Raw genomic sequence first — 12603 nt, 5'->3', positions numbered from 1 at the left:
ATCGCTACCCTCACGAGATCGAACATGCCTACTCTGACATTGACCCGCCTGAGCGCCGCGCTGGGCGGCATGCTGCTGACCGCCGCCGCGCAGGCCGCGCCCGTGTGGATCACGCTCGGCGACACCGCGTTCCGGCAGCTTCAACGCATCGATGCAAGCGCAACCGCGCAATACAGCACGGCGCTCGACGCCGGCCGTGCGGCCGACGGCGCCGTGCGCCGCGAAACCGTGCATATCGTCGAGATCGACGATTCCCGCCTCGGCGAGCTGGCCCACGCGGTACACCATGCGCGCGGCCACGGGCCCGGCTACATCGTGCACGACTCGTTCGACGACGCGCGCCAGGCCTTGCAGCCGGTATCGGCGGCAGTCGCGAAGCAGGCCGCCCTGCCCACCTACACGGTGTCGAACGCACCGCGGATCGGAACGTGGATCCAGCAACTGCAGGCCAGCAACATCGTCGGCACGATCACGTCGCTGTCCGGCTTCACGAACCGCTATTACACGACATCGCATGGCGTTGCCGCGTCGGACTGGCTCGCGCTGCAGTGGAAGCAACTGGCGGGCTCACGCGCCGACATCACCGTCGAACAGTTCGCGCATAGCAGTTTTCCGCAAAAGTCCGTGATCCTGACGATCCGCGGCAGCGATCCAACCGCGGGCACGGTCGTGCTGGGCGGCCACCTCGATTCGACGGTCGGCCGCACGACGGAAAACACGCGCTCGCCCGGCGCGGACGACGATGCGTCGGGCATCGCAAGCCTGACCGAAGCGCTGCGCGTGCTGCTCGCGAACGACTATCGGCCGAAGCGGACGATCAAGTTCGTCGGCTACGCGGCAGAGGAAGCCGGCCTGCTCGGCTCGAAGGCGATCGCGAAGCAGTTCCGCGCGCAGAATGCGAACGTGGTCGGCGTGCTGCAGCTCGACATGACGAACTACAAGGGCGATCCGAAAGACATTTACCTGATCACCGACTATACGAACGCCGCGCAGAACACCTACCTGACGAACCTCGCGAAGACCTACCTGCCGGAACTTGCGATCGGCACGTCGCAGTGCGGGTATGCGTGCTCGGATCACGCGTCGTGGAATGCTCAGGGCTATCCGGCGTCGTTCCCGTTCGAGGCCGACCAGAATGACAGTCCGTACATCCATACCGTGAACGACACGCTGGAGAATTCGGATCGGCAGGCGAACCACGCGCTGAAGTTCGGCAAGCTGGCGCTCGCGTATGCGGTCGATCTCGGCGGCGACGGCAGCGCGGCCGTCAAACCCTGACCGCGCGTCGGCCGGCTCGGGCCGCACCGGGCGCGCGTGGCATGCGCGCCCGTTCGAGCGCGTTTCCGGTTCCGGATAGAATCGCCGTTCGATCACTTCCGCACCACGGTGCCCCGCCATGACCGATTTCTCCCGTTCACTCGGCGATCTCACGCCCGAGCGCGTCACGACCGCGTTCGATCTGGCCGGCCATACGACGGCGCGCTCGCTCGGCGTCGCACAGGGCATCGTCGTGCGTTCGCGCTCGATCGTCGGCTCGTTCGGTGCGGCGCTGCAGACCATCTTCGGCGGCAACATCACGCTCTATACGTCGCTGTGCGAGAAGGCGCGCCAGCAGGCATTCGACAAGATGCTCGCCGATGCGCGCAAGCTCGGCGCGAATGCGATCGTCGCGATGCGCTACGATTCGACCGAGATCGGATCGGGCATCACGGAAGTCATCTGCTACGGCACGGCCGTGCAGGTCGCGCGCGACGCCGGCGCCTGAGCGTCAATCGGGCGTCACCCGTTACGCACCAGCCGCCCACACGATCGCGACGATCGAGCCGATCACGAGCACCACGCCGATCGTCTTGCGCTTGTTCAGTTCGGTCCACAACAGCACGCCCGTCAGCGACAGCAGAATCAACGCGCCCGCGAGCGTGTCGACGAGCAGCACCCAGCCGATGCTCGTCCCGACGCCCTTGTGCAGGTTCGTCAGCCACGCGAGCGTGGCATTGTCGGTGCGCTTGAGCGTCATCGTGTCGCTGCCGACCCAGTAGTCGACGGCGACGCTTTCACGCGGCGACGCGAACACGAGCTGCCAGTGCTCGGGCTGCACGGTCTCGTGCTCGCCCCATGCAACCGGATGCTCGGGTTCCTTCTGCACGCGCCCCATCCGTTCCGGCAAATGCAGATCCGGTTGCCCGCGCAACCATTTCGCGAGCGCGAGCGGCGAATCGGGTTCCGGGTCGGGCACGTCGAGCCGCAACGTCTCCACACGCGGCGCACCGGTCTGGATCCGCAGCGGCGGCGCACGATGATTCAGCAGGAACCCCGTCGCGCCGAACAGCAGGCCGAGCGCGGCGCCCCACAGGCCGACCCAGCCGTGCACCTTGCGCAGCCACTTGATGAACGTACCGCGGCGCGATCGCGTGCGGCCGGCGCGGGCCACACGCGCGCGCGGCGCAACGCGTGACGCGGGCGACACGGGCGCCGCGTCGATTTCGACGGGATCGGCAACGCTCACGTTTCGCTCCAGATTCTCAAAAGATTGTGATAACAGCCGACCAGGCTGCGGCATGCCTCGGTATCGGCACCGCTCGCGTTGAGCCGCTGGATCGCGGTGTCCATGTCGAACAGCAGCGCGCGCTGCGCATCGCTGCGCACGAGGCTTTGCACCCAGAAGAAGCTCGCGACGCGCACGCCGCGCGTGACCGGCGTGACCTGGTGCAGGCTCGTCGCCGGATAGACGATCATGTCGCCGGCCGGCAGCTTGACCTGCTGCACGCCGTACGCGTCCTCGATCACGAGTTCGCCGCCGTCGTATTCGTCGGGCGCGGACAGGAACAGCGTGACGGACACGTCAGTGCGCAGCTTCACACCGTTCGGCAACACGCGCACCGCGCCGTCGACGTGACTGCCGAACGTCATCCCGTCTTCGTAGCGGTTGAACAGTGGCGGATAGACCTGGTTCGGCAGCGCCGCGCTGATGAACAGCGGATTGCGCTCGAGCGCGGCGAGAATCACGTCGCCGAGTTCGCGCGCGACCGGCGAATGCTCGGCGATCTGCTGGTTGCGCTTGACCGGCGCGCCCGTATAGCCGGCCGTCGCGCGGCCGTCGACCCACGCGTCGCCCGCGCGGTCGAGCCGGTCGCGCAGCATGCTCACCTGCTCGGGCGTCAGCACGTTCGGGATGTGTACAAGCATCGTTTCCCCTCCTTCATCGAATGGCGCGGCGGCGCACGTGTCGCTCAGAACCGGTAGTCGAGCGTCGCGAGGAACGTGCGCCCGACGCCCGGCACCGCACGTCCGCCGTCCGACTGGATCAGCGCATCGTAATAGAACTTGTTGGTCAGGTTCAGCAGGTTCAGGCGCAGGTCCCACTGCTTCGCGTGATACGCGGCCGTCGCATCCCAGCGCGTGTAGCCGCCAACCTGCACGTAGTCCGTGTTCGCCGCGTAGCGTCCCGACATGTACGTCGGGCCGCCGCCGATCTCCCAGTGCGGCGTGAACGTATACGTGGTCCACAGCGTGAAGGTGTTGCGCGGCGTGTTCGCGAGCGTCTTGCCCTGCGTGCCGTCGCGCGCGCTCAGGATCACGCCGTTCATGTACGTGTAGCTGCCGAACACCTGCCACTTCGGCGTGATGTGGCCCGTCACGCTCGCCTGGAAGCCGCGCACGCGAACGTCGCCTTCGAGCAGGTATTCACCCGTCGACGTCTGCGTGCGCGCGTTGCTCTTCTCCTGCTGGAACAGCGCCGACGTGACCGACAGGTTGTCGTTGAGCAGATCCCACTTGCCGCCGACCTCGTACGACTTCGTGTGTTCGGGCGACAGGTTCTGCGTGTTGTTCGTGACCGTCAGCGTCTCGAGCGACGGGTTGAATGACGTCCCGTACGAGAAGTAGTACGACTGCGATTCGGTCGGCTGGTAGATCACGCCGGCCCGCACGCTCGTGAAATAGTTCGTCTGCGACGCGTAGCGGGGCGCGCTCACCGTGTTCGCGAGATGCGCCTGGAAGCGATCCCAGCGCAGCCCGCCGACGAATTTCCAGTCGCGGCCGATCGACACCGTGTCGTTCAGGTACGCCGCGAGCGTGGTCGCGCCCGATTCGGCGTGGTTGGCCGGCGTCTGCGTCGCGTTGGTCGGCGTCGACGCCAGGTAGGCCGGGTTGATCAGCGACAGGATCGGCAGACCGCTGCGCGTGTACGCCTGGTTCGTGTAGCTGTCGTGGCCGACCTCGACACCGGCGATCAGGTCGTGCTTCACGAAGCCCGTGTCGAACTTGAAATGCGCCATCGTGTCGTTGTCGACCGAATGGTTTTCGATCACGCGGTCGTGGCTCGCGAGCCTCACGTACAGCGCGGACATCGGCAACGACGTGTAGTTGCCGTTCGTCAGCGCGGCGCTCGACGACAGCGGCCCGGTCAGCACCGCGTTCGCCGCCGTCTCCCGCGCATCGGTCATCGAGTGCGAGAACGACGTGCGGTTGCTGATGGTCAGCGCATCGTTGACGCGATGATCGATGCGTGCGGACACGGTCTGCACGTCCTGGATCGTGCGATCGTCGGTGAGGCCATAGAAGGTGTTCTTCGGTACCGGCGCCGGATGGCCGTTGACCGCGAGCACGCCGTAGTCGGGCATGTCGTAGTTGTGCTGGATCAGCGCGGACAGCGTCACCTCGGTCGGCGTGCCGATCCCGAAGCGCAGTTCCGGTGCGATCCCGTAGTCCTTGTTCTTCATCACGTCGCGCGTCGAGCCGAGCGACTGGCCGAATGCGTTGATGCGGAACGCCGACGTCGCGCCGAGCCGCCGGTTCAGGTCGACGCTCGTGCGGTAGCGGTCGTTGGTGCCGATCGTCGTCGACACCTCGGCCGACGGCTTCAGGTTCGCCTTCTTCGATACCTGGTTGATCACGCCGCCCGTCGAACCGCGCCCGAACAGCATCGACGACGGGCCGTACAGCACCTCGACGGAATCGAGGTCGAACGTGTCGCGGTAGTACTGGTTGCGGTCGCGAAAGCCGTCGAGATAGATGTCGTTCTGCGCGGTGAAGCCGCGCAGGTTGATGTTGTTGCCGATCTGCCCGCCTTCCGCGCCGCCGATCGTGATGCCCGGCGCATTGCGCAGCGCGTCCTGGAACGACGTGAGTCCTTGCGACTCCATCAGCGCCTTGTTGATCACCGTGACCGACTGCGGAATGTCGCGCAACGCGGTCGGGGTTTTCGCGCCGACGCTCGAGCGCTCGGCCTGGAAGTCCTGTTGCACGGCCTGCCCCGACACGCTGATCGTCGGCAGCGTATCGCGCGCGGCAGTGGCAGTGGCGGCGGCGGCGGTCGGCGGCGCGTCGCCCGGTTTCGCGGTGGCGGCCGGCGACGGTTCGGCGCTCGTGTTCTGAGCGAGTGCGGGCGAAGCGATAGGCAAAGCAAAGGCCAGCGCGAGCGCGCTCGCGAACGGGGTCCTGTTCAGCATGGAAATCCAGTCGGAATGAAACCGCCCCGCGTGGACACGCGCCGAGGCGCGCGCACGAGGCACGGATACGATGGCTTGCGGGCCACCGGCGATCAGGCCGACGGCACTAGCTGGCTAGAGTTGACGAGTCACCGGCGGCAGTTGCCGCGCCGGTCACGGAAATGAGAATCGGTATCATTCCATGTATTTCTTTTTGTTTCAATTGATAACCGCTTCGTCGTACGAAAGCATAATGTTTCAGAAAATTACGGAAAGTTATATGTAATTTTTAGAATGGCTCCCGTAATTTAAATCCGCTATTTCATCGGACGAATGCCGCCTGAGGCCTTGTGCGGCAAGGTATTGACGGAAGAGTCCCTTTTTCGTTTTCCGGCCTCGTCGAACTGGCTGACGCTTCGGTCCAATCGAAAAGACGGTGGGCCGACCAAATTAATCAGACGATTATCCGACCCGAATTCCGTTTGGCATTTGATTGAAACAAGAAAGCATTTTGAAATAACTTGCAGTGAAATGAACGCGGTTGCTCAATGATCGCGCTCCAGCGACGTCATGTTCCGCAACGTCGGAAACAGGCGCATCCACGTGAGCGCCACGGCGATCGTCGCCGCGCCGCCGACCACGATCGCCGCCGGCGCGCCCCACCATGCCGCCGTCACCCCCGATTCGAACTCGCCGAGCTGGTTCGACGTGCCGATGAACAACGAGTTGACCGCGCTCACGCGCCCGAGCATGTCGTCGGGCGTACGCAGCTGAACGAGCGACAGGCGCACGACGACGCTCACCACGTCCGACGCGCCCAACGCCGCCAGCGCGATGAGCGACACCGCGAAATGCGTCGACAGCCCGAACACGATCGTCGCGATACCGAATGCGATCACGCCGCCGAACATCGCGCGGCCCGGCCGCCCCTTCAGCGGAAAACGCGTGAGCCACAGCGTCCCCGCGAGCGCACCGACCGCCGGCGCCGCGCGCAACGCGCCGAGCCCCCACGGTCCGACCTGCAGGATGTCGCGTGCGTAGATCGGCAGCAGCGCGGTCGCGCCGCCGAACAGCACCGCGAACAGGTCGAGCGACAGCGCGCCGAGGATCGCCGGTTCGCGCCGGATGAACGCGATGCCCGAGAACACCGAACGCAGCGTGACCGGCTCGCGTGCCGGCGGCGCGCTGCGCAGCGGAATCGTGCCGCTCAGCACGGCCGCGATCGCGAATGCGACCACGCTCGTGCCGAACGCGGCGGGCGCACCGATGCCATACAGCAGCCCGCCGAACGCGGGCCCGAGAATCTGCGCTGCCTGGTTCGCGGACGTCGACAGCGCGGTCGCGCGCGGCAGGTCGCTGCGCGGCACGACGGCCGGCAGCAACGACGACACCGACGGCGATTCGAACGCACGCGCGGTGCCGACGATCGCCGCGAGCGCATACACGGCCGGCTCGGTGAGCCCGCCTTTCGCCGCGCCGAACAGGAACACGCCGGCGGCCAGCGCCTCGACGCTCTGGCAGATCGTCGCGATGCGTCGGCGGTCGTAGCGGTCGGCCACCTGCCCGACGACGAGCGTCAGCGCGAACATCGGCACGAACTGCGCGAGGCCGACGAGGCCGAGCGCGAACGCGCTGTGCGTGAGCGTATAGACATACCAGCCGATCGCGACCGACAGGATCTGGAACGCCAGCGACGACATCACGCGCGTGCCCCAGAAGCGCTGGAACGGTGCGTGGCGAAACAGGTTGGCGGGTAACGCGGATGCAGTGCTGGCGTCGGGTAACGGGGTGGTCATCGAAGAGGCGTCATCGGAGGGGAGCCGGCGATCGGCGATGCGCGATGCGGCCAAACCGCGATGATATCGCCAACCGCCCCACCCCTGCCGCACGCCCGCCCGGCGCCGCGCCGGCAATACCGGCGCACCCTGCACGACTACAACGCCCGACAAAAAAAAGCGCGAACCGTGGTTCGCGCCAAAGAGAGACCTCGCTGAAGACGTCGAAAGATCTACCTCACCCCACTCAGAAAGAATGCCGCATGCCGATCCGCACGTCGGCCTGCGTCTGCGTGGTCGACGGCGTGAAGCTGTAGCCGACCACCGCATCGACACCGTGCGACGCGCGCAGGTAATCGCCGGAGATGTACACGTCGGTGCGCTTCGACAGCAGGTAGTGGAGGCCGGCCGTGCCCTGGTTCCAGTGGTGGCCTTCGAAGCGCGTGTGCTGGTAGCCCGCGATGAAGCTCAGCGCCGGCGTGAACTGATACAGGCCGCCGCCTTCGTACACCTGCATGTGCGACGACTGGCCGAAGCCCTTGATCGTCGTATACGAGTAGTTCGCGTCGAGCGTCAGCTTGCCGATCGTGTAGCTCGTGCCGACGCCGAACGTGCCCTGGCTGTCGACGTCCATCGCGGTATTCGCGAACAGGTCGGTGCGCGCGCCGGTCGCCGGATCGACGGTGACGGTCTGCTGGCCGAGGAACGTATGCGTGCCGATCATCGCGTACGGGTCGAACGCGTAGATGCCGTTCGGGTTGTTCAGGCGCGTGTACGCGGCGCCGATCGAGAAGTCGCCCTTCGTGTAGCTCGCGCCCGCGCTCCATGCGCTGTTGCGGTGGAAGTTGCCGGCGACGTTGCCGAACGAGTACATCGCGCCGAACTTGAAGCCGCTCAGGTCGTTCGACAGGAATTTGACCGAGTTCGGCAGGCGGTCGCCGTTGAAGCGGTCGAAGTCGCCCTGGTGGATCGCATAGCCGCTGCCCCACGCGGAAATGTTGTAGATCGACACCAGTTCGTTGGTGATGTCGAGCTGGTTGCCGAACGACAGCGTGCCCCAGTCGTTCTGCAGACCGACATAAGCCTGCCGACCGAACTCCGACCCGCCGAAGCCGAGCTGCCCGTTGCCGAGGTGGAAACCGCTCTCGAGCACGAACACGGCCTTCAGGCCGCCGCCGAGATCTTCCGTGCCTTTCAGGCCGAAACGGTTCCCGTATGCGACGCCGTCGTCGAACTTGACCACGTGCGAGCCGCCCGTGTTGTTCACGTAGGTGATGCCCGCGTCGAGAATCCCGTACAGCGTCACGCTGCTCTGTGCATGGCCGATGGCCGGAATACAGGCCGCGCATGCAAGCGCAGCGGCTACGGCAACTTTCTTTTGCTTCATTATCGACCACCCTCCCTGAACCGTTCGATGGAACGAACCGTGGCCTGGCGCGCGCCGCAATACGCCGGCTGATTCGAATTCGGTACGTCTGCTGGCTGCGGTATTTCGTTTTCCGCAATAACGTAGCCATTGGCGAAAAATACAAACCCATATTTCGGGTCACCCGTCTGAAGGCGACACCAAATGGTCTCGATGCGACTGGTCGGGAAAACACGGAGACGGGCGACGCGGCAAAAACCGGCCGCCCGGAGGCAGGTCAGCGGGCATCGAGCGCCGCGCGCACGGCCGGCAGGGCCGGTGTGCCGGATGCGGTCGTCACGCCGTCCAGCCAGCCCTCGACGAGCGCCGGGTCGGCCTTCAGCACGTGCTGCGCCGCGAGCGCGGGCGAGGTCTTGTGGTCGAGCATGTCGGCGATGATCCGGTTCTCGACGTCGACGGAGAACGTCATCTGCCGGAACAGGCGCGCGAGGTTCGCGCACTGGCCGGCAAAGCCCGGACGCGTCACCGTGTTGACCGTCGCACCGCCGTAGTTCGGACCGAAATACGCATCGCCGCCCGACAGGTAGGTCAGGTGGAACTTGGTGTTCATCAGGTGCGGCTCCCAGGCCAAAAAGACGATCCAGCGCTTGTCGCGCACCGCCCGCTCGACCTGCGTGAGCATCCCCGTCTCGCTCGATTCGACGAGCGACCAGTTCGCCGGGCCGAGCGCATGGTCGGACAGCATCCGCTTGATGTTCTGGTTCGCCGGCGCGCCGGGCTCGATCCCGTAGATCTTGTCGCCGAAGCGGTCGGCATAGCGCGCGAGATCGGCGAACGTGTGCACGCCCGCGGCCGCGACGTAGTCGGGCACGGCCAGCGTGAACTTCGCGCCGCTCAGGTTCGCGTGCAGCACGTCGATCGACTTCTCGTCGACGAACGGCTTCACGAGCGGCGCCTGCGCGGGCATCCAGTTGCCGAGGAACACGTCGACCTGCCCTTTCTTCAAGCCCTGGTACGTGATCGGCACCGACAGGTTCGCGACGTCCTGCCGGTAGCCGAGCGCCTTCAGCACGACGCCGGCCATCGCGTTCGTCGCGTCGATGTCCGTCCAGCCGGGCGCCGCCATCTTCACGTCGCGACACGTCTGCGGATCGGCCGCGTTCGCGGGCTGCGTCGCCAGTACGCATGCGGCCGCGGCGAGTGCCGTGCCGAGCCCGCGGATTGCTGCATGGGATTGCCGTTTCATGGTGCGTCTCCTTCGTCGTTCGTCAATGATCGTGTGCGGATCGTTCAGCGCCCGACGCGCGGAAAGCGCGCCATCGCTTCGAGCGTATCGAGTTCGATGTGATTGCGCATGTAGCGCTGGCTCGCATCGGTGAACGGCTGCCAGTCCCACGCCTGGATGCGGCCCTGCGTCGTCGCCGCGTAATGGAAGCGGCGCCGCCGCTGGCTCGCGCGCACCTGCGCGTCGAGTTCCGGCAGGTTCCAGCGCTGCGCGGCCTCCGCACGGAAGGCGGCGAGCACGTCGGCGGCTTCCGGCAGGCCGGCCAGGTTCGTGCGCTCGCGCGGATCGTCGGCGAGATGATAGAGCTGGTCGGGATCGGCCGGGCAATGCACGTACTTCCAGTCGCCGCGGCGGATCATCACGACCGGCGCGACCGCCCCTTCCGCGAGGTATTCGCCCAGCGCGACGTCGTGCGCGGGCGCGCCTTGCAGATGCGGCACGAGGCTCGCGCCGTCGACCGGGTCCGGCCAGCCGCCGGCGGGCGCCGCACCGGTCAGGTCGACGAGCGTCGGCAGCAGGTCGAGGTGCGACACGGGCCCGCGCACGCGCGCGGCGTCGAAGCGGCCCGGCGCGTGGACGATCAGCGGCACGCGGCAGCCGCCTTCGAAGAACGTCATCTTGTACCAGAGCCCGCGCTCGCCGAGCATGTCGCCGTGGTCGGACGTGACGATCACGATCGTGTCGTCGGCGAACCCGCATTGCTCGAGCGCGGCCAGCACGCTGCCGAACTGCGCGTCGACGTACGACGTCGCGCCGTAGTAAGCGCGGCGCGCGGCGCGGATCTGCGCGTCGGTCGGCGGCGTGCGGTCGTTTTCGCAGACGAAGCGCAGCCGCTGCGAATGCGGATCGCTCTGCTCGGCATCGAGCCGCAAGGCCGGCATGTCGATCTCGTCGTCGCTGTACAGATCCCAGTATTCGCGCGTGATCGCATACGGATCGTGCGGATGGGTCAGCGACACGACCATGCAGAACGGCCGCGCGTCGTGCCCGGCCGCGCGCTCGCGCGCGACGTCGTACAGCTTCTGCCTGGCCGCGAACGTCACCTCGTCGTCGAAGTCGAGCTGGTTCGTGCGTACGCACGGGCCGGCCTCGAGCACCGAGCTCATGTTGTGATACCAGCTCGGCCGCTCGGTGGGGTGATCCCAGTCGGGCACCCAGCCGAAGTCGGCCGGATAGATGTCGGTCGTGAGCCGCTCCTCGAAACCGTGCAGCTGGTCGGGTCCGCAGAAATGCATCTTGCCGGACAGCATCGTGCGGTAGCCGCCCGCGCGCAGGTAATGCGCGAACGTCAGCGTTTGCGCCGGCAATTCGGCGGCGTTATCGTAGGCGCCGATACCCGACGGCAGCTTGCCGGTCAGCAGCGAGAAGCGCGACGGCGCGCACAGCGGGCTCGCGCAATACGCGGCGTCGAACACCACGCCTTGAGCGGCGAGACGATCGAGCGTCGGCGTGCGCGCGACGCGGTTGCCGTAGGCCGGCAGCGCGAACGGCGTCAGCTGGTCGGCCATCAGGATCAGGATGTTGGGAGTCGGGTTCGTCATCGCGGTCGTGGGGAAATCGGTGTTCGAACGGAACGGCGCGACGCTCGTGCGGCGACGCAGCCGGCATGACGGACGCGGCTTGCAGAAAGTCCCGCGCGCACCGGCCGCGACTGGCTAGAATCGCGGAAGGACCGGCGCGGCGCCGTGCCGTCCAGAGCACTATCCCCCGCCCGAATTCGGGCGGGAAGGTGGCCGGCCCTTATGGGGCCATTAGAGAGACTTATGTCGAAATCCGAAGCGTTACCGTCGATGCAGGCGCTGCGCGCGTTCGAATCGGCCGCCCGTCTCCAGAGCTTCACGGCCGCCGCGCGCGAGCTCGGCTCGACGCAGCCGGCCGTGAGCCAGCAGGTGTTCCAGCTCGAGGCGGAGCTCGGCGTGCCGCTGTTCGAGCGCAGCCCGCGCGGCGTCACGCTGACGAGCGACGGCCAGTGCCTGTACGAAGCCGTACGGGTGAGTCTCGACACGCTGCGCGGCGCCACCGCGACGCTGCGCGCGCGCCGCGAGCACGGCGCGCTCACGATCGTCACGGATTTCGGCTTCGCGACCTACTGGCTGATGCCGCGCCTCGCGGGGCTGAAGCACGTGATGCCGGACGTCGACGTGCGGGTCGTCACGTCACAGGATTACGACGCGCAGCGCGACCACGCCGACATCGCGATCCTGTTCGGCGACGGCCACTGGCCGTCGTGCACGGCCGCACGGCTCTTTCCCGAATCCGTCACGCCCGTCTGCTCGCCCGGATTCCGCGCCGCGCACCCGGATGTCGCGCGGCCCGACCATCTGCATGCGCTGCCGCTGCTGCACGTGCAGCCGACCCGCCCCGAGCGCTGGCTGTCGTGGGCCGGCTGGTTCGACGCGCACGGCCTCGACGCGCCGGCCGCCGCGCGCGGCGTGACCTTCAACAGCTACGCGCTGGTGATCCATGCGGCGCTCCTCGGCGAGGGCGTCGCGCTCGGCTGGTCGCCGCTCGTCGACGAGCTCGTCGCGTCCGGGCAGCTCGTGAAGCTCGTCGACGCGCCCGTCGTGACGTCGCGCGGCTATTTCCTGGTGCGGCCGCCGCAGCGGCCCGAGCCGGACGCGACCCACGTGTTCCGGCGCTGGCTGCTCGACGCGTGCGCGTGACGGGCTGCCTGCCGCCCGTCAACCATCCCGTCCACCAGCCGTCAACCGCCCCGCCTGACCGCCCGCCCCGTCCGGCCGCGCTGGC

Annotated in this window: 10 protein-coding genes; 3 read left to right on the top strand and 7 right to left on the bottom strand. The window is 67.0% G+C overall.

The window, feature by feature from the left end; genetic code table 11:
• The first annotated feature begins 24 nt into the window (after nucleotides 1-24).
• Together FFI87_RS19575 and FFI87_RS19570 are read left to right on the top strand one after the other, a co-directional pair.
• Nucleotides 25-1278: a M20/M25/M40 family metallo-hydrolase gene (locus tag FFI87_RS19575; RefSeq protein WP_138849446.1), complete on the top strand. Its 1254-nt coding sequence runs from the start codon at nucleotides 25-27 to the stop codon at nucleotides 1276-1278.
• A 118-nt stretch (nucleotides 1279-1396) separates the two neighbouring features.
• Nucleotides 1397-1765, top strand: a complete 369-nt coding sequence (locus tag FFI87_RS19570) for a YbjQ family protein (RefSeq protein WP_138849447.1) — start codon at nucleotides 1397-1399, stop codon at nucleotides 1763-1765.
• A 21-nt stretch (nucleotides 1766-1786) separates the two neighbouring features.
• On the opposite strand, the gene FFI87_RS19565 is transcribed toward FFI87_RS19570, so the two are convergent.
• The 7 genes from FFI87_RS19565 to betC all read right to left on the bottom strand — a co-directional run bounded on the left by FFI87_RS19565 (nucleotide 1787) and on the right by betC (nucleotide 11396).
• A complete protein-coding gene (locus FFI87_RS19565; RefSeq protein WP_138849448.1) occupies nucleotides 1787-2506 on the bottom strand; it encodes a PepSY-associated TM helix domain-containing protein in 720 nt (239 codons plus the stop codon).
• Nucleotides 2503-3186: a Fe2+-dependent dioxygenase gene (locus FFI87_RS19560; protein ID WP_138849449.1), complete on the bottom strand. Its 684-nt coding sequence runs from the start codon at nucleotides 3184-3186 to the stop codon at nucleotides 2503-2505. The genes FFI87_RS19565 and FFI87_RS19560 overlap by 4 nt, the downstream gene beginning before the upstream one ends.
• A 44-nt stretch (nucleotides 3187-3230) precedes the next feature.
• Nucleotides 3231-5450, bottom strand: a complete 2220-nt coding sequence (locus tag FFI87_RS19555; protein ID WP_138849450.1) for a TonB-dependent receptor — start codon at nucleotides 5448-5450, stop codon at nucleotides 3231-3233.
• A 524-nt stretch (nucleotides 5451-5974) separates the two neighbouring features.
• Entirely contained in the window at nucleotides 5975-7225 is a 1251-nt protein-coding gene (locus FFI87_RS19550) for an MFS transporter (RefSeq protein WP_138849451.1), read from the bottom strand.
• Nucleotides 7226-7451: 226 nt separating this feature from the next.
• A complete protein-coding gene (locus tag FFI87_RS19545; RefSeq protein WP_006749535.1) occupies nucleotides 7452-8591 on the bottom strand; it encodes a porin in 1140 nt (379 codons plus the stop codon).
• A gap of 256 nt (nucleotides 8592-8847) precedes the next feature.
• Entirely contained in the window at nucleotides 8848-9816 is a 969-nt protein-coding gene (gene choX, locus FFI87_RS19540; RefSeq protein WP_012366724.1) for a choline ABC transporter substrate-binding protein, read from the bottom strand.
• Between the two features lie 44 nt (nucleotides 9817-9860).
• Entirely contained in the window at nucleotides 9861-11396 is a 1536-nt protein-coding gene (gene betC / locus FFI87_RS19535; protein ID WP_138849452.1) for a choline-sulfatase, read from the bottom strand.
• 201 nt (nucleotides 11397-11597) lie between these two features.
• Between betC and FFI87_RS19525 the strand changes: the two genes are divergently transcribed.
• Complete coding sequence (locus tag FFI87_RS19525; protein ID WP_012366726.1) at nucleotides 11598-12518, top strand: choline sulfate utilization transcriptional regulator; 921 nt, start codon at nucleotides 11598-11600, stop codon at nucleotides 12516-12518.
• Nucleotides 12519-12603: the final 85 nt, after the last annotated feature.

Source organism: Burkholderia sp. KBS0801 (assembly GCF_005937855.2).
GTDB classification, from domain to species: domain Bacteria; phylum Pseudomonadota; class Gammaproteobacteria; order Burkholderiales; family Burkholderiaceae; genus Burkholderia; species Burkholderia ambifaria.
This window is presented reverse-complemented; position numbering and strand designations above follow the sequence as displayed.

What these genes read in the sequence shown, in the direction of transcription:
- FFI87_RS19575 (WP_138849446.1), top strand. Translation starts at nt 25, where the DNA reads ATGCCTACTCTGACATTGACCCGCCTGAGCGCCGCGCTGGGCGGCATG.
- FFI87_RS19570 (WP_138849447.1), top strand. Translation starts at nt 1,397, where the DNA reads ATGACCGATTTCTCCCGTTCACTCGGCGATCTCACGCCCGAGCGCGTC.
- FFI87_RS19560 (WP_138849449.1), bottom strand. Translation starts at nt 3,186, where the DNA reads ATGCTTGTACACATCCCGAACGTGCTGACGCCCGAGCAGGTGAGCATG.
- FFI87_RS19555 (WP_138849450.1), bottom strand. Translation starts at nt 5,450, where the DNA reads ATGCTGAACAGGACCCCGTTCGCGAGCGCGCTCGCGCTGGCCTTTGCT.
- FFI87_RS19550 (WP_138849451.1), bottom strand. Translation starts at nt 7,225, where the DNA reads ATGACCACCCCGTTACCCGACGCCAGCACTGCATCCGCGTTACCCGCC.
- FFI87_RS19545 (WP_006749535.1), bottom strand. Translation starts at nt 8,591, where the DNA reads ATGAAGCAAAAGAAAGTTGCCGTAGCCGCTGCGCTTGCATGCGCGGCC.
- choX (WP_012366724.1), bottom strand. Translation starts at nt 9,816, where the DNA reads ATGAAACGGCAATCCCATGCAGCAATCCGCGGGCTCGGCACGGCACTC.
- betC (WP_138849452.1), bottom strand. Translation starts at nt 11,396, where the DNA reads ATGACGAACCCGACTCCCAACATCCTGATCCTGATGGCCGACCAGCTG.
- FFI87_RS19525 (WP_012366726.1), top strand. Translation starts at nt 11,598, where the DNA reads ATGGGGCCATTAGAGAGACTTATGTCGAAATCCGAAGCGTTACCGTCG.